This is a genomic window from Spirochaetota bacterium (genome assembly GCA_004297825.1).
GTDB lineage: Bacteria > Spirochaetota > UBA4802 > UBA4802 > UBA5368 > FW300-bin19.
Genome location: SCSX01000068.1, coordinates 68,620 through 89,301, shown reverse-complemented (window position 1 = coordinate 89,301; position 20,682 = coordinate 68,620). Strand labels below are relative to the sequence as shown.

Genomic DNA, 20,682 nt, shown 5'->3' with positions numbered 1-20,682 from the left:
TCGTGACGAGGGCCGATAATTCAGTCTGCGACGTAGGAATACCATCATAGAGAGGTACGTGCGCGTATATGGAAAACGAGGCAACCAGAGACGACGCCGGTCGATTCAGGGACCTGGTCATTCAGGGACCGCTCGATGAAAATGAAATGCGCGACCTGTTCCAGGGCATGCTGGACGACCAGGAAAACAGGTACGAGGCGCTCATCCAGAATATTCAGGAGTATATCTACAGCGTGAGCTATTCGCATGACGGGCTAACCTCCACCTATCACAGCGAACGGTCGCGGGAGGTCACGGGGTACAGCCCCGAAGACTACTTGAAAAATCCCGCACTGTGGTATTCCATGATCCACGCGTCGGACAGGGAAAGGGTGAACGATTTCCTCAGGCGGGTGAATGAGGACAGGAGAACCAACACGATCGAGCACCGGATCATCCGTAAGGACGGCAAACTCCGGTGGGTCTCGAATACATGTACCGCCGTTACCAACGGTGATGGCCGCCTTGAACGGCTGAACGGCTTCGTCCTGGATATTACCGAGCACAAGACCGCCGAGCTGCGGATGCAGCTCGCGGTGCGCGTGCTCGATGTCCTCAACAAGTCCGTACCCATGGGGGAGGCCATAAGGGAAATAGTCGCCCTCATCCGGCGGTATGCCGACATCGAGGCGGTGGGTATCAGGCTCAGGGACAACGGTGATTATCCTTATATCGAGACCGAGGGATTCACCAGGGATTTCGTAAAGAGCGAATCGAGCCTCCTGGGGTACGACCCGGACGGGGCCCCCGCACTTGATGCGCAGGGGAGGCCGGTGCTGGAGTGCCTGTGCGGGGCCGTTATGCGCGATCAAATTCCCCCCGGGCTGGGCGAGCGCACGGGGAACGGCGGTTTCTGGACGAACGACGCCCCCGGGCTTCTCGCGTCCCGCGATCTGAAAGAACTGGAAATCCGCGTCAGGGGGCGCTGTTTCGCCGTGGGCTACCGGTCGGTCGCGCTTATCCCGTTAAAATCGGGGGAGGACACGATCGGGCTCCTCCAGCTGAACGACAGCCGCGCGGACGCGTTCACGCCCGGGCTGCTGGAATATTTCGAGGGGATCGGGGCCAGCATAGGGATCGCCCTCTCGCGGAAGATCGCCGAGGAGGGGCTCCGTAAGGCTCACGCCGAGCTGGAATCGCGCGTACAGGACCGGACCAGTGCGCTCAACGAGGCCGTGCAGTCCCTGAACGCGGAGCGCCGGCGCTTCAACGAGGTTCTGGACGTGCTCCCCGCGTACGTGGTCCTTCTCACGGCCGATTACCGGGTTTCGTTCGCCAACCGGTTCTTCAAAGAGCGTTTCGGCGATTCGGGCGGGCGCCGCTGCTACGAATTCCTTTTCGAGCGAAGCGCCCCGTGCAAGAACTGCAAGACCTTCACCGCGCTCACTACCATGGCACCCTCGCGGTGGGAGTGGGCCGGCCCCGACGGCCGGCAGTACGATATATCCGATTTCCCCTTCGTCGACACGGACGGGTCGATTCTCGTGCTGGAAATGGGCCTTGATATTTCTGAGCGCAAGCGCGCGGAAACGGAGCTGGACGCCTACCGGCTCCGCCTGGAAGAGCTGGTGGCGCGGCGGACCGGCGAGCTCGTGTCCGCGAACGCGCGGCTCCAGTCCGAGATACTCGAGCGCATGCAGATCGAGGGCGCCCTGCGCGAACACGAGACCAGGTACCGCTCCCTCTACAACGCGCTGAGCGAGCTCACGGTCCTTCACGAGGCGGTCCTGGATAAAAAGGGCGCCGTCGTGAACTACCGTATTATCGACGCCAATCCCGCCTTCACCGCGGTCACCGGGATCCCGCGCGAACACGCGTTAGGCGCGCTTGCGACCGACCTTTACGGTACGGAGACGGCGCCCTTCCTCGACGTGTACGCCCGCGTCGCGACGACGGGGGAGCCGGAAAAATTCGAGGCGTATTTCGCTCCCCTGAACAGGCACTTCAGCATTTCCGCGATCTCGCCGAGCCCCGGCACGTTTGCCACAATCTCGAACGATATCACCGAGCAGAAGCGCGCGGAGCAGGCGCTGCGGGAGAGCGAGGAGCGCCTCTCGCGATTCGCGTCGGCCACGTTCGAGGGGATCGTCATGAGCGAAAACGGCGTGATCATCGACTGCAACGAGCAGTTCGCCCTCATGATGGGCAGGTCCGTTGGCGGGCTCAAGGGGATGCAGATGACAGGCATGATCGCCCCCGAGGATCGTGAACGGATCATGGAAGACATCCGGCTCAATCGCGATAGCGACACCGAGCTTGCGCTGCTCCGTGAGGACGGCGACAGGATCTACGTCGAGGCGCACGGCAGGAGCGCGGGTTCCGATTCGCTGCCGGGCAGGCGTTACATGATCGTGCGCGACGTGACCGATCGCAGGAGAAGGGAGGACGAGCTCCGAAGGCTTAACCGGACCCTTAAGGCGATGGGTGAAAGCAGCAAGGCGATGATGCGCGCCGGCGAGGACGAAATGGCATACCTGAACGAGGTATGCCGGATTATCGTCGAGGATTGCGGTCATTCCATGGTATGGATCGGGTTCGCCGAGGAGGATGCGGCCAAATCGGTCCGGCCCGCGGCCTTCGCGGGGTTCGAGAAGGGATACCTGGAGACCCTGAATCTCACCTGGAGCGATTCAGAGCGGGGACGGGGGCCCACGGGTACGGCGGTTCGCACCGGAAAACCGGTTGCATGTCGAAACATCGATACCGATCCCGCCTTCGCCCCCTGGCGCGCCCAGGCGCTGGCCCGGGGCTATTTCTCATCGATATCGCTCCCCCTCGTATACGAAGGCCGCGTCATGGGCGCGCTGAGCATCTACTCCACTGAAAAGGATCCATTCTCCGAAAGCGAGACGGGCCTGCTCATGGAAATCGCGAACGACCTCGCGTACGGGATCACGACGCTGCGCCTGCGGGCGGAGCACGCCAGGGTCGCGCGCGAATTGCGCGAGAGCCGGGAGGACCTCAACCGCGCGCAGGCCGTGGCGATGACGGGCAGCTGGCGGCTCGACGTGCGCACCAACGAGCTTCGCTGGTCGGACGAGAACCATCGCATTTTCGGAATCGCCCATGGCACGCAGCTCACCTACGACACCTTCCTCTCGACGGTGCACGCCGATGACCGCGCCTATGTCGACAAGATGTGGAGCGAGGGGCTGCGGGGCAGGCCCTACGATATCGAGCACCGGATCGTCGCGCACGGGATCACGAGGTGGGTGCGCGAGCGCGCCGAGCTCGAATACGACAACGACGGGGACCTGCGCGGGGGGTTCGGCACGACGCAGGACATCACCGAACGGAAGAGGGTTGAGGAGGCGCTCAAGGAGAGCGAAGGCGAGCTGCGCCAGCGCAACCTGGCGATGGAGGAGGACCTCAGGATCGCGCAGCTGGTGCAGAGCAGGTTCCTCCCGAGGCGCGCGCCCGGGAACGAACGGATACGGACCGAGTACCGCTACCTGCCGCATTATGCCGTGGGGGGCGATTATTTTTCGTTCGCCAATTTCGAGGATATCGGGCTTGGCATATTCCTGGGCGACGTGGTGGGACACGGCGTCGCGGCGGCGCTGTTCCTGTCGCTTCTAAAAGCAGCGACTGACCGTGTCTGCAGGCGGCACGGTTCGAGCCCGGGGGAGTACCTTGGCATGCTGAACGACGAACTGATCCAGTACATGGACGCCAATTTCATAACCGCGATCTACGGCCTGTTCCGGTACCGCGACGAAACCGGTCCGCTGGAATTCGTGTTCTCGAACGGGGGCCATCCCATGCCCATCCTCCACCGCCGCTCCGCGGACTCGATCGAGCTCCTGAACGCGAAGGGCACCATACTGGGGGCGATACCGGGCATGATGTACGAGGAGAAAACCGTAACGCTCAATCCGGGCGACAGGCTGTTCCTCTATACCGACGGCATCCCCGAGGCGCAGAACGAGAGTGGAAAGCTGCTCGGCTTCGACGAGATGAGGGACGTGATCGCGCGCGCAAGCAGGCCGGGGCTGGGCGAAACGCTCGACGGCATCATGGGGGAGGTGTACGCCCACCGGGGCCTGCGCCCGCTCGAGGATGACATCGTGCTCATCGGGTTCGAGGTGCCGTAGCGGTACGGGGCGCACCCAATGAATGACGTCTATCGGAGCCGGTAGCCCCCAAGAGGTACCAGCCGGCCATCTGGAGCGCGAAGAAGACGAAGTTTGCCTGCTCCCGCCCGCGCATTCCGCCGGGGAAAGAAAAAATGATATTGCATTATTCCCCGATCTGTGCCACTATCCGCGTATCGAGAAAATTTCCGGGCTGGGCGCGATGCGCGGGTTTCCAGGAGGATTTTTTCACGCGCCCAGGGGGAAATTCCGCGCACCCCCGACCGGGTGAACAACACTTGACGAAGGTTAGTACTTTTATGAAATCCCCATTGCATCTTATCCCCTTTTTGCGCTCTTACTGGGTGGAGCCCGGAAGGCTCCTCGCAGGCTGCTATCCCGGGGACAAGGAGCCGCGCGATACGACCAGGAAGCTGACCGGCCTTCTGGACGCGGGCATACGCGTCGTCATCAATCTCATGGAAAAAAACGAGACCGATCTCCAGGGTCATTCCTTTGTTCCCTACGAGCAGGAGCTCGAAGCGCTCGCACTGGAGCGCGACATCAAGATCGAGATGATACGCATCCCGGTGCGCGACAAGAGCGTCCCCGTGGAGAAGGTCATGAAGCGGATACTCTCGCGCATCGACGCCGCGCTGGCGAAGGACAAGCCGGTGTACCTGCATTGCTGGGGGGGACGCGGCCGCACGGGGACCGCGATTGGCTGCTACCTCGCGCGCCACGGGATTGCCGTGGGCGACGCCGCGCTCGAGCGCATACGGATACTGCGCGCCGGGGATTCGTCCGCCCGGCTGCCTTCGCCCGAAACCACGGAGCAGCGCGCCTTCGTCCGCGGGTGGGCGGAGGGAGAGTAGGGGGTGGGCGTCGAACGCATCGATTCGCGGGCGACCCCGCTCCGGCACTCCACCGACGCGACGCGCCATGAACGCATGGTTGAGTTGCTGCGCCGGGTGGACGTGCTCTCGCCCCTGCGGGAATACGAGCTCGACACGATCGCCCGACACTGCGAATTCACCGCTTTCGTCCGCGGCCAGGTGATTTTCACCCAGGGGTCCGCGGCGGATTCCTTCCACGTCGTTGACCGGGGCAGGGTCGGGATCATCACCGTGGACCACGAGGGCGCCGACGCGGTGATCGCCCACATCGCCGAGTCCGAGTCGTTCGGCGAAATAGATTTCCTGGCAAGGAGCCCGCGCAGCGCGACCGCGCTCGCGGACGTCGATTCCGTCCTGCTCGGATTTCCCGCGCGGGGGCATTCCCCGGAGACGATTTTCCGCGAGCACCCCTACCTGTGGGGGGGCATGCTCTACCGGCTCCTGGGTGTCATCGCCGGAAGGATCTGGCACGTGAACCGCCTCCTCATGGAAAAATCGCAGTGGCTCATGGACCTGCGCAAACAGCTCCTGCGCGACAAGATGACCGGCCTCTACAACCAGGTCTTCCTCAAGGAGGACTTCGTGAACCTGCTCCCGGATTTCGGGAAACGCGCCGCCCTGCTCATGCTCAAGCCCGACAATTTCAAGGATATCAACGACCGGTACGGGCACGAGGCGGGGGACCGCGTGCTCAACCTCATGGCCATCTTTCTGCAGTCCGAGCTCGGGGAGAACGACATAGGGGTCCGATACCGCGGCGACGAGTACGCGGCAATACTTCCCGGCGCCGGAAAGGACGAGGCCGTGAAGAAGGCGAAAGAAATCAACGCCGCGTTCAGGACCATGAGCCTTTCGCGGATAATCGATTCCGGCGAGGAGCGCATACGGGTGAGCGTGGGCATCGCGCTGTACCCCGACGACGCCGAGACGAGCGCCGGGCTGGTCACGGCCGCGCATCGCAAGATGTCCGGGGCGCGAAGCGCCGGGGGAAACAGGGTGCTCGTATGAAGGGGGTCCGCCCATGACCGCGCTGCCGAAAAGCTTCCCCGTGTTCTCGGGACTCACGGATGCGGAGCTGAAGACGCTGGGTTCGTATTTTACCGCGCGCACCTGCGAGAAAGGGGAGATTGTGCTTTCGCGTAACGAGATGAATGAGGACCTGCTCATCGTGGCGCACGGGAAAATTATCAGCACCGCGGCGCTGCCCGGGAGCATGGAGCGCAAGCGGCACGAATACCGCCCGGGGGATTTTTTCGGGGAGATATCGCTGTTCGGGAAGAAGCCCGCCCTGAGCGCCTACCAGGCCGCCGAAAAAAGCGTGCTCCTGACGGTTCCCGAATCGGAGCTGCGCGCGTTCATCGAGGAGCATCACGAGGCCGGTGTACGGTTCATCTCCAGCCTGCTCTCACTCACCGTGCGGCACCTGCGCGACTCGAGCAACTTCCTCGCCGATATCGTCCAGTGGGGTGAGGAGGCGAGCCGGCGCGTGATCACCGACGAGCTCACGGGCGTGTACAACCGGGAATTCCTGGACGACGCGATGGAAAGCTTTTTCAGCATATCCGTGAACAACGGCAAGCCGCTCGCGCTCCTCATGATCGACATCGACCATTTCCGCGAAATCAACGAAGGCCTGGGGCTCGATACGGGAAACGCCGTTTTGCTCGAGATCGTTCTCATCATCAAGGGTGTGATCCAGGATCACGGCATACTCGCGCGCTACGGGGGGGACGAGTTTTCGGTGCTGCTTCCGGAGGCGAACCTCGACAGGGCGCACGCGATAGCCGAAAAGATTCGCGCCGGCGTAGAAGGTCACGATTTCTCGAAGCAGCTCGCGGGAGGATCGGCGGCGTTGAGCGCGAGTATCGGCATCAGTGCGTACCCGGAAACGGCTTCGGAATTCGAGCACTTCAAGGAAAAGGCGGACGTCTCGCTCTACCGCGCGAAAGAACTGGGACGCAACCGGGTGGTGAACGTCGACTGAGGTGCGGCACCCGGCCTGCCGAACAAGCGTATCGGCCCCCGATCCCCCGCCGGGTGAGTCAGGCTCCCGGTTAATTTCACACTACCGTATAATTATTCACATCCGCCGTGCGTGTCCCCGTGACCCCGCATACATGCTTGACATCCCCGCGCAATTCTATACACTGTTCGCTTCCATTCGCCTTCGTGCAGGAGAAGATCATGTCGCAGCCGGGCGGGGGGATGCAGTGAACCGGCCCCCGCGGCGTGACATAATCGCGAGGGATTGGTATATTGAATACGGGGATACCCCATTAAATGCGTACGGGCGGCCATGGACCTTATAACAGAACATGATATCGACACGATCCTTGAGGTTCTCTCCCAGGAGGCCGAGGAGCCGTTCATACATCTGCTCAAGATGATGCGCAAGGAACAGCCGAACATCTTCCAGTACCTCAGGGACGCCGAGTCCGACGAGTTCAACGGCGACGAGCGGACCCTGCTGTGCAATGTCTCTGCCGTTGCATGGTATGTAATCAAAAAAACGACAGGCGCCGGGGAGAAGGTGAGCGCACACCACCTGGATGCGCGCCTGGAGGCGAACCTGGAGCTCATCGAGGACGGGGACCGTGAGGAGCTTCCCGACGACGGGGACGAGATGTCCCTCGCGGGCATGCTCGCCGATTTCAACGAACAGCCCATGCTCATGACCTTCCTGGTGGCTCTTGTCACGGACCGTCCCGCGGGTTACGCGGGGAATGTCCGGGAGGAGATGCTGCCCGTCGCCGTCATGCACGTAAAGACGATCGTGGACTCGCTTCTCCTGCCCGAGAAGGTCGACGATACGGCGGAGGATGACGAGGAAGAAGAAACCGTAGGCGAGTACTCGGACGAGGCGTTCGCCCGCGCGCGGGAGGCCGTCGAGGGCCTGTACGCAAAATTCTCCGCGAGCAGCTATTTCAGGGACCTGGATCCCGCGCAGCGGGAGCACGCCCGGGACATCGTAACGATGTTCGGCAAGGTCATGTACGAATACTTCCTGCTCGCTCCGGCCGAGTGGACCGCCCGACGCGCGGCGGACTGCTGCCTCGAGATCCTTCCGGGAATGGTGGAATGCCCGGTGAGCATGATCCTGCCTGTTGTCGCCTCCTTTGCATCGTTTGCGGCGTCATCGGGACGCGTGCCCGCCGCGGCGCGCATCGCCGACAGGATCGGAAAGATCGGGGACGCGCACTAGCGCGCCTAACGGTGCGCGCGCGCCGTTGACTTTGTCCCCGCACCGGCAGTATATTGATGAGGAAGCCCGGGAGGCGGCATTCGGGGCGGCGCGGGGGAGTACGCCGGTTCCCGGAAAAGCGGCATTCTGAAGAGGGCTGGAACGGAGCGCGCCCGGGGAACGGAGGACCATGACGGCCGAGGCAAAGCTCATAACCGATAAATCCCTGTTTGGTGGCATATTCGCCCGCGTTTTCATGCGCGGAAACGTCTTCATCAAAACCTCCGGTCTCAACATCCAGGTCGAGTCCTTCCATTATTCGGAAGGCGAGCTTCTCGTGAAATTAAGCGAACCGGGAGGGGAATTGAATAACCCCCTCTTTTACGTCCGGCACGGCGAGGAGGTTTTCTTCACCCACGCGAAGCTTCTCTCCCGCGACGAGGACGGCCAGTACCGCTTCCACCCGGTCGACGTGCAGATACTCCAGGCCCCCCGCCGGGAAGACCGCAGGCAGGTCGCCGGCGCCCAGAATCCCGGACGCGAGCCCGCGTATATATCGAACATCGTGAGCGATTTCATTCTACGTGAAAGCCTTTCGAACAACCGGAAGAAGATCGAAATCTTCAAGGACAGCATATTAAAGAAGATAGGGAGCGGTTTCCCCGCGTCTCGGGTATACCTGGTGAACGAAAAGCCGGGTGACGGAAGGATGGAATACTTCCGGAAAGAACGTGTTCCCCTCTTCATCAATAACCTGGATGACCGCGAGGGGCTCGCGGCGGAACCGCCGGGCACGTTTTACCTTACGCGCATCCTTCCCAATGAACCGGAGGAAAAATCCGTGAAGCTCGTGTCGGAAATCGCGGTCCCCTTCCTCTACCGGCTCATGCTTCCGTTCGGGTATCTCCAGGTGAACGGAGCCGACAGGTTCGGGGACGAGGACTTCGCCGCGATGAAAAAGCTCGGGATGTCGATCTCCACGGTGATGACCAACGACAGGCAGCTCATCAAGGGCTCCGAGGAAAAAATCGCGGTGACCGATTTATCGGCGAGCGGTATGGGCATTTTTTTCCGGGACAGGCCCCTCATAAAGTATTTCAAGGACGGGAGCCAGATGGTGTTCGCGATGTTCCTCCCGGGAGGGAGGCAGTCGAACATGCTCTGCGAGGTGCGCAATATCAGCATAATGAAAAACACGATCTACCGGGTCGGGTGCGAGATCGTGAACATGGACTCGATCGGCGAGGTGCATTACACGGAATACCTGGAAAGCCTGGCCGCGCCCGCCGGCGCGCCCGGACAATAGCGCCGGGACTCAGTCGCCGAGTTTCAGGAGTTGCGCCTTCTTCGTGGACTCGTTTCCGAATTTAACCGGGAGGTCGACGAGGCCCCGCACATCGAAGGGCGGGCGTGAGAGATCGATGCGCCGGTAATCGCCGATATTTATGTCCTTGTTCCCGTCCGCCGTGAGGGCGTCGTTGGTGATGAGCGCCCACCGGTATTTTCCCTTCTTCAAATTGTTCCGTATGAATTTTTTCACGAGCTCGTTGGGCAGGTGCTGCAGCACGTCCTTGCAGATAAGCAGGTCCGCCGCGGGAAGGTCCCCGGTGATGTCTCCCATTTGGAATTCGAAGCGGTCTCCGCGGTAATTTTTCTTCAACCGCTCGATCACCACGTTCGATATGTCGATACCCAGGTAGCGCGCGCCGCCCCAGTCGATGAGCCTTGAAAAATTCCAGTCGCCGCAGCCCGCGTCCACCACCGAGGCCACCTTGTTCTTCCGGATGAATTCCTCGATCCATGCGCGGTACTCGCGCGTGATCTCGACGGTCGAGCCCGTGCCGCTCGTGCCGCGGTCCTGGGCGTCCTTTCCCCACCGGCCCTCGGTGTAGATCCGGTCGAAGGTTTCGGTGAGCCTGTTCCCGGTGAAGGCGTCGATAATGAACCAGGTCAGGACAAGCGCCCCCAGGAGGGACAGTGCTACGGTGATTTTTTTCTTCATTAATGCCTCCCGGGGGAATCCCGATCGTTGTGCGACTCGATGCTATTTCTCCAAAAAAAGGTTATTGAGCGCGCCCGGATGTCAACAAGGAAATTCCCGCACCGCTCGCATCCTCGAAAAACCATCCCGCGCATCAGCGCCCCAGCGCCTTAACGATTCCCTTCGCGGCGAGCGCCCCGGAGGAGAACGCGAATTGCAGATTGTAGCCCCCGGTGTCGCCGTCCACGTCGATCACCTCGCCCGCGAAAAAAAGGCCCGGCACCAGGCGCGACTCCATGCTGCCCTTGTGGATCTCGGTGACGGGAATCCCTCCGCGCGTCACCATCGCCTCGTTCCATCCGCCCAGTCGCTCGATTGAAAAGGGGAACGCGCCCATGCGTTCCGCGACCAGGGCGCGCGTCCTCTTGTCCAGCTGCGCCATGCGCAGGTCCGGGGCTATTCCCGAGGCCGCGAGCGCCGATATCGCCAGCCGCTCCGGGACGCCCATCCCGCTCACGCAGTACTTGAGCGACTTCCTGCCCATCGGCGCACAGGCCCCGGTGAGGGCCTCGTCCAGCGCACTCGCCGATACGCCTGCAAGCGCGACGGTGATCGTGTCCCCGGGGAGCACCGAGCGGCTCATGTCGAGCACGCCGGGGCCCGAGAGGCCGCGGTGCGTGAAGAGGACGTCGCCGCGCGCCTCCCTGATCGTGCGCCCGCCCCGCATGAGCGCGAGGGGCGCCTGGTCGAGCGAAATGCCCGCGCACTCCACGAACGCGTAATCGCGCACGATAACGGGCGCGAGCGCGGGCTCCGGCTCAACGATCGAATGGCCCAGGCGCCGTGCGAGCGCGTAGCCGTCCCCGGTGGACCCGGTCGCCGGATAGGATTTCCCGCCCGTCGCGATGACCACGCTCGACGACCGGTGTGCCGCGTCCCCCGCGGCAACCTGGAACCCGGTGTGCGCGGCCTGCACGTATTTCACGGGCGCGCCCAGGGACAGGATCGCGCCCGTGCGCGCGCATTCCGCGAGGAGCGCCCCGAGCACGTCGTGCGCGTCCTGCGAGGCCGGAAATATTTTTCCGCCGGGCGTCTCGGTCATCGCGACGCCGCGACCGGCGAAGAAGTTTTCAAGGTCCGCGTTGGTGAAATCGAAGAGCGCGGGCTTGACGAACCTGGCGCGCTCCCCGTAATGGGCCGGGAAGTCATCGATAGGGCCCGCGTGCGTGATGTTGCACCTTCCGGAGCCGGAGACGAGGAGCTTCTTCCCCGCGGCGGGATTTTTTTCCAGCACGAGGACGCGAAGTCCCGCCGCGGCGCACCTGAGCGCGCAGAAGAGTCCCGCGGGTCCCGCGCCGATTATTATCGCGTCATGATCGTGCATGGAGGCGTATCAGGCCAGGAGCTGCTTCAGGCACTCCAGGTACGCCTCGCCCCGCCGCTCGGCCAGGAGGTCCAGGACGAGCATGAAGGAAGGCTGGATGATGAGACCGATCCCCATGGAATACCAGAAATCATTCCTCCGGAATACGAAGGTGAGGGCGATGCCTGCGGCAAGGAGCGCGATCTCGATGAGCTTGTAGGTCGTGAACGCCCGCATCACTGCCTCCATGCGCGGGACCTCGGCGGCCTTGCAGGCGGCGGGGTCCGCGTCGAGCTGGCGGGAAAGGCCCGCGACCTGGGCGTCCGTGCGCAGGTAGACGGCGCCGCCCACCGCGATCTGGATGAGGGCGATGAGCACCAGCGGGATGATCATGCCGCGGAACGAGGGCGCCTTGAGATACAGGAGCGCGGACGCGGTGATCGCCGTCATCCCGACCAGCACGAAGATAAGGCTTTCGGTCTTCTCGGCGGAAAAATAATCGGCCATGCAGCCGTGCATCTGTTCGATGGTGCCCATGCGTCGATACCTCGCGATGTTTTTTATAGTATGAAGCTATCGCATAGCAATGTCAAATCTTTACGCGGGCGCTCTCCCGTTGAACGCCTTCCGCGCATGCTCATGGACGCGGAAGAGGGGGTCCGATACGCCCGGCCCCGGTTCCCGGTGAACCCCGCAGGTGCGCGCTTCGACCGCGCCAGGTAACATGCGACACCGTCACACATGCGATGCAATCACGCGCTATTTCACCGGCACGCAGGTGCAGATCTTGTTGCAGGTGCAGTAGCCCCGTCCCCCGCCCGTGTCCCCGCCGTAAGGACGCTCCGCGGCGGGTGTCTTGAGCGTGCCCTTCACGGTGTTGCACGTGCACACCGAACCGCCGGGAAGCTTTGTTTCGGAGGAGACGGAATAGAAGGCGGTTTCGCCGGATTCGTTTTTCTTCCTGAAAACCTTCGCGGTCTCCTTTTCCGAAAGCGAGGCCGGGCCGAAAAAGCACGCTATCTGCGCACCGGACTTGAGCGACCAGCTTTTTATTTGTGAATCGCCCCCCGCCGAGACGACTGTCTCGCCGTCGGGCGATACGGCGAGCCTCGACACGCCGCCGGCGTGACCGGGGAGCGTTTTCAGGAGCGCGCCCGTGGCCGGGTTCCAGGCGAGCAGGGTTCCGTCCCGGGACCCGGAGACGAGCGTCCTGCCGTCGGGAGTGAAGGCGAGCGAGTTCACCGAATCCGTATGGGCCTTCATGACGGAATAGGGCTTCGCCTCACCGGGACGGAAGAGCATGATCCCGTTGCCGGGGGAGGAGACCCCGGCGGCGAGTATCCTGCCGTCCGGTGACCATGCGAGCGCGTTCACCTGCCCCTCGAGTCCCCTGGATTCAAGGAGCCTTTTTCCGGAGGGAAGCGCGTACGTGCGCAGCGACTTGTCCTGGAATCCCGCGACGAGCGTGGCCCCGTCGGGTGAAATCGTCATCGTCGAACACGCGTCGGGCGTATCGGTGATAATCTGCACGATTTTTCCGGAGGGGATCCCGATGAGGGAGATAGTCATATCACGGTGCAAGGCCGCGAGCACCGTACCGTCAGGCGAAATCTTGATCCCGGTTACGGTCTTGTCGCGGGGCTTGAATGAGAACGAGGGACGGGACAGGGGATCCTCGGTGACGCGCTCCTTGTCCCCCGACATCGGGTAGAAGATGACGGGGCCTGTCCGGGGAGCGGCGACCAGTATCTTTCCGTCCGGGGTGAACGCCAGGTCCGTCAGGGTCGTGGCGTTGGGCGTCAGGATCAGGCGGGCTTTCATCGAGGGGAGGTCGAACAGAAACGGATATCCGTCGCCGCCCGCGGCGAGGGTCTTTCCGTCCGACGAGAGCGCGATGGCGTTCACCCTGCTCAGTTCCGCCACGGACTCGAGCGGCTTCCCGGAGGGGAGCTCCCAGGCCGCCACCTGCGTGGTCGAGGCGGAGAGGAGCATCTCCCCGTCGGGATGGACGATGAATCCCGTGATCGCGTCCGGGTGCGATTTGAGCCCCCCGGCGCATTCCCCGGAAAAGGGCACGGTCCCGGTGTCGGTCGTGCCGGTGGAAGAGCACCCGGACGCGCCCAGTACGCCCAGCGCCGCGACGCCCAGGGCGGTCGTGGCAAGGAAGTCGCGGCGTCCCATGTTCCAGTCCGCGTCGATCCCGTCGATCCTGTGTATCTGCGGCTCCGCCGCGGTGCCGTCCGCATAACGGCGCTCGACGCGGAACTCTTTCTTTTTAATGCCCACTGGAAATCACCTCGAATATTTTACGGGGGGGCCGATTCACTCCTTCCCGATCCTTCTGCGCACCTTGTCCCACGAGCCCGTTATGAGAAAGCTCTCGTCCATGCAGCCGACCATCTTCGCGAACAGGCCCAGGGGAACCGCGAACGTGAGGGTGCCGGCCGGAACACAGGGACGCGCCGAAACGTCGAACATGCCGATCACGGCGCGGGGGCTTTCCGCGTTCATTTCGAGCCAGGGAAAGTGGACGATCGAGCCGCATCCCGGCGCGAAGGGGCAGAATACGCCGTTGGGTTCAACCCGGTCGAAATTCGCGAGCGTGAAAAGGCCCGAGAGCACGTCGGGCTTCGCGAAGAAGATCACGATCTCCGGATCGTCGCGATCGACCAGGTTGTCCCAGCGCTTGAAGACGAGGGGACGGTCGTCGGCGGGAAGGTGCGCGAGGTGTTTCTGCGTCTCGAGCACGATCTCCGGCGTTCTCTTGTAGCGCTCTCCCTCCATCTCGTTCGGGATGCCGCAGGAGAGGAAGTACTCGAATTTAGGGCGTATCTGTTCGGCATAGCCCAGGTAGCGCCGCGCGCCGCCGCAGGCGACCGCCTCCTTCCCGAACGAGAGCGACTCGCCCCGGCGCACGCGCGCGAGGTCGGCGATGAGGCAGCTCCAGCCCTTCGGGGTCGCCGCCTTCGCGGCCGTTCCCTTATCGTTCCCGAACCAGCACACGATCGGCAGCTCGACCTCACCGAAATATTTTTTCCAGCCGGATAAGAATTTTTCTTTCAGTTCCATGTCCATGATCGATGTCCCCCCTTCCGGAATCGTGCGCCTCAGTTCGTGTGTAACAGTATTCCCGAGTAGTCATTGTCGATCTTCAGCATGTCGAGCATCGCGGAGATCGAGCCCCGGTGATGGGTCCCGTGGTTGAACACGTGCATGAGCATGTGCCAGTAGGTCTTCTCGGTCTCTTTGCCCATGATGTTCTTGTACCGGAACCGGCGCGTGAGGTCCTCGGCCTTCGTTTCCGCGGCGATCGCGACATAGAGATCGTCCAGTTTCTCCTTGAGCGGGAAGAGGGCGCGGCAGTTCGCGCCGGTCATCGCGTTGAGCTCCGCGTCCGGGACGTCCGCGAGCCCGCTGTTCTCGATGCACGCGTACGTGATGAGCCCGCGAATCCTGTTGAGCCAGATGATCTCGGCCCACGCGAGGTGGTGGAGCGTTCCGGAAATGGACTTGAAGAACGTCCCCGTGTCTTTCAGGAGCGCTTCGTCTGGCAGCCCCGCGAGGATACCCATCATCTTCGCGTCTGCCTTCCTGTTGTAAGCGGCGAATAGCCGTATGGTCTCGATCATGACATCCTCTCGCGCGCCTCTTGTATTAATGTCCCAGTCTCTCGGCGTTTTTGAGCGCCCTGTCCCTGTTCGCGCCCGTGTAGCCGGTCTTCACGTACGTGTCGTAGGCTTTGCGGAAATACTGGCCCGCAAGCTCCTTGTTCCCCTGCTTTTCGCCGGTCAGGCCGATATTAAACAGCAGTCCCGCGTAGTCGGTGGTATCCGCGAGTCCCAGGGCGTCCCTGATCTCCTGCGCGCGGACATAGTTTTCCCGGGCCTGGTCATAGGCGCCCTTGTGGAAATAGACGCTGCCGATTGCCGAGAGCAGGACCGCGTACGAGTCGGTTTTTTGAAGCGCCAGGGCGTCCCGGATTTCCCGCGCGCGGATATAATACTCCATCGCCGTGTCCGGCTGTTTTTTGCCCGCGTAGACCAATCCGATATTCGTCAGCAGGGCCGCGTACCCGCTGGTTTTCTGTTCCCCGAGGGAGTCCTTTATTTTTTCGGAAATACCGTATAATTCGAGCGCCTTGTCGTACTGCCCCTTTTTCCAGTACGCGCTTCCCGTATTGGTCATAAGGGCCGCGTAGCCGCTCGTATTCTGCAGCCCCAAGGTGTCTCTGATATCCCTCGATTTCGCGTAGCACTCGAGGGCCTTGTCGAGTTTGTCCATCTCCTTGTACACGAGGCCTGTCCTCGCCATGAGATTCGCGTATTCCCGGGTGTTCGTCCCCGCCCTCTTGACGAAAAGCGCATCGGCCCTCTCGAGGTATCCCAGGCCTTCCGCGAAAAGGTTCAGGACGCTCCCCGCGGTATAGCCCGCCTCGCCCAGCGCGGCCAGGTAGTCCGGCTGCTGTTCGAGCGCCTTCTTGAAATAATCGAGCGCGGTGCGCGGGTTCGAGCCGCGCACCTGCAATCCCTTCGCGTAGAGCTCGTAGGCGGAAAAGCTGGGCTTTTCGGCGGTTTCGATCTTCTTCTTCTCGTCGTCGGTGAACCTGACGGGTTTCACGTCCGCGATCTTCACCTTCTCCGTCTCGGCCATGAGCGCGAAGACGATTCGGTCTTGAAGATCGAAGATGCCGCCCAGGGTGCCGTCCACCTTCACCGATTTCTGGACGCTCCCCTTTTCCACGTCGATGAGCACGGCGTTCACGCGCACCTGGGTCCCCGCGACCAGGTAGTTCCCGGAGAAGATGAGGTTGGCGCCCAGCACCCTGCCCACCTTCACGGCCTTCTGCTCGTCCACGAGCCCGGTAAGTCCCAGCTGGATTTCGTCCACCGCCTTCTTCCTGTCCGGTTCGGAGATGACGGTGACGTCCTGGATCTTCCCCAGGTCCGAGACCACGGACGAGGTCATGCCCGCGGATATCCACGAGTACGCCTGGTCGCCGGTGTTTTCGAACGGGTGCACGAGTATGGTCATCTCCTTTGCGGTGAGCGCGGGTGCGGTGAAAATGGAGAGCGCGAAGACGAGCGCTGCGGTGGCGGATCGATTCATGGCAGGTGTCCTCCTTGCGGGTCGCTCCGTACTATGGCAGGCGGGAGCGGTTTGTCAAGAATTTACGTGGGAGGGGTCCGATGCGCGCACGGGCCCGGGATGGCGCGCAAGAAGTTCAATGCCGGCCGGCGCGCGGGCGCGACACTACGCCGGGCATCCGGACGCGCCCGGGAGCGAATCGGCGCCCATCGCCTATTTCTCGAGGCACACGCAGTTCTTCGAGCCCCGCTTGCCGCGGTAGAGCGCGTTGTCCGCGCGCCGTATGTTCGCGTCAACACTGAGCGCGGGATCGTAGCCGGTCACGCCGAACGTTATCGTGACGCGCACCTCCTCCCCACCGTAATCGATGCGCTCGGATTCCACGAGGGTGCGTAGCTTCTCGGCGATCGCGCCCAGGTGGTAGAGACCGAGGCCGGGAGAAGGGCGCCAAAGGAATTGACTTCGGGCGGGAAAGGGGATAACCTGGGACAAGAAATTTAAAGTGAGGTGAATATGGCGGACGAAAAATCCTATGCGATCCCGGTCACCGGTGCGGTCCTCTCCGGCGGGAAAAAGACCCTGGTGCTTGCCATCCTTGGCGCGCTTCTGCTCATCGCCGGTTCAATGTACGCGGTCGACTGGATGATCCTGATCTTCCGGATCGAGGGCGTGTACTACGCCGCGATTATGAAGGCCTTCATGTCGTTTATGTGCTGTGTTCTCGCGATCTTAATTGGAAGAAACCACCTGGACCCGCGTGACCGAAAGCTCCTCGTGGCCGCCTTTCTCTGCATGGTGCCCATCGATATCACCATGAGCGTTATCGGCGTCTCGAAAACGCTCACCTTCTCGGGGAGCCTTTTCATGTCGGCCGGGGTGCTCTCGATCATCGCCCACGCGATCCTCGCGGTTCGTCACGGCAGGGGCTTCCCTTACTTCAGAAAATCCTGGAAACAGGTCCATGGCCCCCAGACCCTTCTGCAAAAGTACTGGATCCTCCTCGTCATACTCGCGACCGCGGTGGCGGCGATGGCGCTCATGTGGGAGGACATCGTTCGCATCAATCACCAGGTGATCGCGCCCATCTATACCGCCTTTTTCTGCTTCAATACCTGGGTGGCATGGGAAACGGTGCGCTACCGGCTGTATCCGCGCCCCAACGCCTTTCTCGCGGCGCTCGCCATGACCGGCTGGTACGTCACCGAGATCGTGGGCGAGATCAGCAATATCCGCATAGGGCCAGCCTCGGATTATGCGTTCGCGATGGTCTGGGTGTTCTACGGGTCGAACGTCGTCCTGGTTGCGCTCTCCGGGTACCGGTGGCGTTCGTAGAGATGCGAAAGCGCCGCAAATACTGCTGCGCCCGTCCGAAAATTCACCGCGGGGGATTCCACGCGGGCGGGAAATAGGTATATTGGTAACGGTTGGAGAAAGCCGCATATGAACCAGACACCTCGCATCATGGCACGCGGTCCCCTTTTCCTGTTGGCGCTTTCACTCTGGGGCTGCGCGCCCGTATACTACGCTCCCAATACCCATAATGTTCCCCTAATGACCCGGCGAGGCGAGGGCCGGGCGGCGCTGTACGCGGGCGACCACCGGGGAGAGATACAGGCCGCGTACGCGGCCGATAACGGGCTGGGCCTCATGCTGAACGGCGCCTACGTCAAGGAAAAGGACGACAAGGACGGGGACGGGGGCAGCGGAAAATTCGCGGAACTGGGCGCGGGATATTTCACCCGCGTGCGCGATTATTTCGTATTCGAGACCTATGGGCTCATGGGTTACGGGGACTTTGGAAACCATTTCCCGTCCACGCTCGACGCGCATCCCGGGAGCACCGGAAGGATCACGGGGAGGTTTGCCCGCTACGGCGTACAGCCCGCGTTCGGCTTCACGTCACGGTATTTGGACGCCGCCGTTTCGGTGCGCGCGGTCGGGGTGCGCTATTTCAATATCGAGGGGGGCCTCGTGTTCGACAACCGCGACCAGGTCGACTACCTGGAGGACCGCCGCAGCCAGTTCATGCTGGAACCGGCGCTCACGATCAGGGCCGGGTACGATTTCCTGAAGCTCCAGTTTCAGACGGGGACGAGCCGGAATCTGGGCGATGCCAGGTTCCGCCAGGAGAAGGGCTACTGGACCGCCGGCGTGCTGTACCCGTGGGGAGGGTAGGGCGTCCGTCCGCCGTCCGCGCGAGGTACGCAATCGACGTCGTCTGACGCGCAACGCATGTGCGAGAAAAAGATAGTGGAGGTTGATTATGTTCGGGAAAGCCTTACACGGAAGCCTCGCGGCCGCGGTCATGTGCGCGGTCGTGTGCGGAATGCCGGCGTTCGCATGCGGGGGCGCGGGCGATCTGGCCGAAAAGGAGAGGATAATCGATACGGTGAACACGCTCTTCGTGAGCACTGACAACCGCGACTGGGGCGCGGTGAAGGCCTGTTTCGCGGACGAGGTCCTCTTCGACATGACCTCGATGGCGGGCGGAAGCCCCGCGAAGCTGAAACCGGGAGACATCGCCGACATGTGGGACAAGGGGCTCAAGCCCCTCAAGGCCGTGCATCACCAGGCAGGAAACTACAGGGTGACGCTCAAGGGCGGCGGGGCGGACGTTTTCTGCTACGGGATAGCCCTTCACTGGCTTCCTAATCCCACGAACGTGAACGTGCGCGCCTTCGTGGGAAGCTACGACTTCCACCTGGTGCAATCCGGTGCGGCGTGGAAGATCGACAAGTTCAAATTCAACCTTAAATTCATCGAAGGAAACAAGGACCTGGAAAAGGCCGCGAGGCCGTAGCGGAGCCCTTCCCGCGATTGGACGGCAAAGGTGCGGGGATTTTCCGCATATAATGTCGCATAACGTGTATCCGCCGCGGACGCGGTCGGGTTACCGTTCTCCGCGGCGCACGGGTCCCCGGGTTCAACGCGCCTTGAATACTACCGGAAGCGTATCGGCCCCCATGCCTCCGTGATCGCGCTCGAGATCGATGAGATGCCTCTTTCTCCACAAGCCTCCCCCGTACCCGGTGAGCGTGCCGTCCATGCCTATCACCCTGTGGCAGGGGATGATGATCGCGATCCGGTTGTCGCCGTTCGCCCGGGCGACCGCGCGCATGGCACGGGGACGCCCGATCCGCCGGGCGAGCTCCCCGTAGGAAACGGTCTGCGCGTACGGGATCCCGCGCAGGGCGTTCCACACGAGCTCCTGGAAGGGGGTGCCGGCCGTTTCGAGCGGAACGTCGAAATTCGTGCGCGCGCCCGCGAAGTACTCGTCCATCTCCTTCTGAAGCTGCGCGAGATGTGCGGTGACGCCGGGCATGAACCGCGCGCGAAACCTTCTTGAAAGACGCGCCACCTGCGTTTCGAGCATTCTCCTGTCGACAAACTCGAGGAGGCAGATTCCCCCGGCGCCCGATCCGGCGAGCATGGGGCCCAGGGGCGTTGTGATCCGCGTCGTGGTGATGACCGCCTCGAAGCCGGGTTTCCCGGGCGCGCCGTCGTACGCTTTTTTGAACGCGTCGTTGAACCCGGAGAGCGATTCGTAGCCCGAATCGTAGGCGGTGTCCAGGATGCGCCCGCCCCGCTTGATCCTCCCGAACGCCCTGCCGATCCGCAGGGCGCGCAGGTACGCCTGGAAGGTCATCCCGTGGTTCGCCCTGAACCAGCGGCGCAGGCGCGCCGGGTCCGTGCCGCGCGCGCGGATGTCGGCGTCCTTCATGCGGGTTCCGTGATCCGCGTACACCGCGTCAAGGATGGTCCGCACCCAGTCCGGCGTCGCGCCGCGCGCCTCCATGGGGCGGCAGACCAGACAGGGACGGTAGCCCCCGTTAAGCGCCTCGCGGGCGCTCCTGAAAAACTCTATGTTCTCCCGCCGGGGTTTCCTGGCGGTGCAGGTGGGACGGCAGAAGATGCCCGTGGTTCTCACCCCGGTGAAGAAGAGCCCGTCGTACCCGCTGTCCCGCGCGTAGAAGGCCTTCTCCATGCTGCGTTCATCGATAATCTGCGTGGCGTTCATGGGTTCCTCCCGGTTACAGGAATACAACATACCCACGGCCGCGGGA

The 20,682-nt window shown here is 62.5% G+C and carries 18 protein-coding genes; 9 read left to right on the top strand and 9 right to left on the bottom strand.

Annotation, left to right across the window (positions count from 1 at the left end):
* Window positions 1-68: 68 nt before the first annotated feature.
* From EPN93_14275 to EPN93_14250, 6 genes are all read left to right on the top strand, one after another.
* On the top strand, window positions 69-4,133 hold the full coding sequence (locus EPN93_14275; protein TAL33196.1) for a PAS domain S-box protein: 4,065 nt from the start codon (window positions 69-71) through the stop codon (window positions 4,131-4,133).
* A gap of 134 nt (window positions 4,134-4,267) precedes the next feature.
* On the top strand, window positions 4,268-4,987 hold the full coding sequence (locus EPN93_14270; GenBank protein TAL33195.1) for a hypothetical protein: 720 nt from the start codon (window positions 4,268-4,270) through the stop codon (window positions 4,985-4,987).
* A gap of 3 nt (window positions 4,988-4,990) precedes the next feature.
* Window positions 4,991-6,016, top strand: a complete 1,026-nt coding sequence (locus EPN93_14265) for a GGDEF domain-containing protein (protein TAL33194.1) — start codon at window positions 4,991-4,993, stop codon at window positions 6,014-6,016.
* A 13-nt stretch (window positions 6,017-6,029) separates the two neighbouring features.
* A complete protein-coding gene (locus EPN93_14260; GenBank protein TAL33193.1) occupies window positions 6,030-6,992 on the top strand; it encodes a GGDEF domain-containing protein in 963 nt (320 codons plus the stop codon).
* 312 nt (window positions 6,993-7,304) lie between these two features.
* On the top strand, window positions 7,305-8,210 hold the full coding sequence (locus EPN93_14255; GenBank protein TAL33192.1) for a hypothetical protein: 906 nt from the start codon (window positions 7,305-7,307) through the stop codon (window positions 8,208-8,210).
* 169 nt (window positions 8,211-8,379) lie between these two features.
* A complete protein-coding gene (locus EPN93_14250; protein ID TAL33191.1) occupies window positions 8,380-9,495 on the top strand; it encodes a PilZ domain-containing protein in 1,116 nt (371 codons plus the stop codon).
* Window positions 9,496-9,504: 9 nt separating this feature from the next.
* On the opposite strand, the gene EPN93_14245 is transcribed toward EPN93_14250, so the two are convergent.
* The 8 genes from EPN93_14245 to EPN93_14210 form a co-directional block, all read right to left on the bottom strand.
* The gene (locus EPN93_14245; protein TAL33190.1) at window positions 9,505-10,191 is read right to left on the bottom strand and encodes a class I SAM-dependent methyltransferase; all 687 of its coding nucleotides are present in this window, start codon (window positions 10,189-10,191) and stop codon (window positions 9,505-9,507) included.
* 133 nt (window positions 10,192-10,324) lie between these two features.
* Window positions 10,325-11,554, bottom strand: a complete 1,230-nt coding sequence (locus tag EPN93_14240; protein ID TAL33189.1) for an NAD(P)/FAD-dependent oxidoreductase — start codon at window positions 11,552-11,554, stop codon at window positions 10,325-10,327.
* A gap of 9 nt (window positions 11,555-11,563) precedes the next feature.
* Window positions 11,564-12,070, bottom strand: a complete 507-nt coding sequence (locus EPN93_14235) for a hypothetical protein (GenBank protein ID TAL33188.1) — start codon at window positions 12,068-12,070, stop codon at window positions 11,564-11,566.
* A gap of 222 nt (window positions 12,071-12,292) precedes the next feature.
* Complete coding sequence (locus EPN93_14230) at window positions 12,293-13,819, bottom strand: WD40 repeat domain-containing protein (GenBank protein TAL33187.1); 1,527 nt, start codon at window positions 13,817-13,819, stop codon at window positions 12,293-12,295.
* Window positions 13,820-13,855: 36 nt separating this feature from the next.
* Window positions 13,856-14,608: a hypothetical protein gene (locus tag EPN93_14225; GenBank protein TAL33186.1), complete on the bottom strand. Its 753-nt coding sequence runs from the start codon at window positions 14,606-14,608 to the stop codon at window positions 13,856-13,858.
* Window positions 14,609-14,640: 32 nt separating this feature from the next.
* A complete protein-coding gene (locus EPN93_14220) occupies window positions 14,641-15,162 on the bottom strand; it encodes a DUF664 domain-containing protein (GenBank protein ID TAL33185.1) in 522 nt (173 codons plus the stop codon).
* 25 nt (window positions 15,163-15,187) lie between these two features.
* Window positions 15,188-16,639 (bottom strand): tetratricopeptide repeat protein, encoded by a 1,452-nt coding sequence (locus tag EPN93_14215; protein TAL33184.1) that lies wholly within the window; start codon window positions 16,637-16,639, stop codon window positions 15,188-15,190.
* 192 nt (window positions 16,640-16,831) lie between these two features.
* Complete coding sequence (locus tag EPN93_14210) at window positions 16,832-17,110, bottom strand: hypothetical protein (protein ID TAL33183.1); 279 nt, start codon at window positions 17,108-17,110, stop codon at window positions 16,832-16,834.
* Window positions 17,111-17,131: 21 nt separating this feature from the next.
* On the opposite strand from EPN93_14210, the gene EPN93_14205 reads away from it, so the two are divergent.
* The 3 genes from EPN93_14205 (at window position 17,132) to EPN93_14195 (ending at window position 19,418) form a co-directional block, all read left to right on the top strand.
* The gene (locus EPN93_14205) at window positions 17,132-17,950 is read left to right on the top strand and encodes a hypothetical protein (GenBank protein ID TAL33182.1); all 819 of its coding nucleotides are present in this window, start codon (window positions 17,132-17,134) and stop codon (window positions 17,948-17,950) included.
* A 108-nt stretch (window positions 17,951-18,058) separates the two neighbouring features.
* Complete coding sequence (locus EPN93_14200; GenBank protein ID TAL33181.1) at window positions 18,059-18,793, top strand: hypothetical protein; 735 nt, start codon at window positions 18,059-18,061, stop codon at window positions 18,791-18,793.
* Between the two features lie 88 nt (window positions 18,794-18,881).
* Window positions 18,882-19,418, top strand: coding sequence for a nuclear transport factor 2 family protein (locus tag EPN93_14195; protein ID TAL33180.1), 537 nt, complete (start codon window positions 18,882-18,884; stop codon window positions 19,416-19,418).
* 123 nt (window positions 19,419-19,541) lie between these two features.
* Here EPN93_14195 and EPN93_14190 read toward each other — a convergent pair whose 3' ends face one another.
* A complete protein-coding gene (locus tag EPN93_14190; GenBank protein TAL33179.1) occupies window positions 19,542-20,636 on the bottom strand; it encodes a bifunctional transcriptional activator/DNA repair protein Ada in 1,095 nt (364 codons plus the stop codon).
* Window positions 20,637-20,682: the final 46 nt, after the last annotated feature.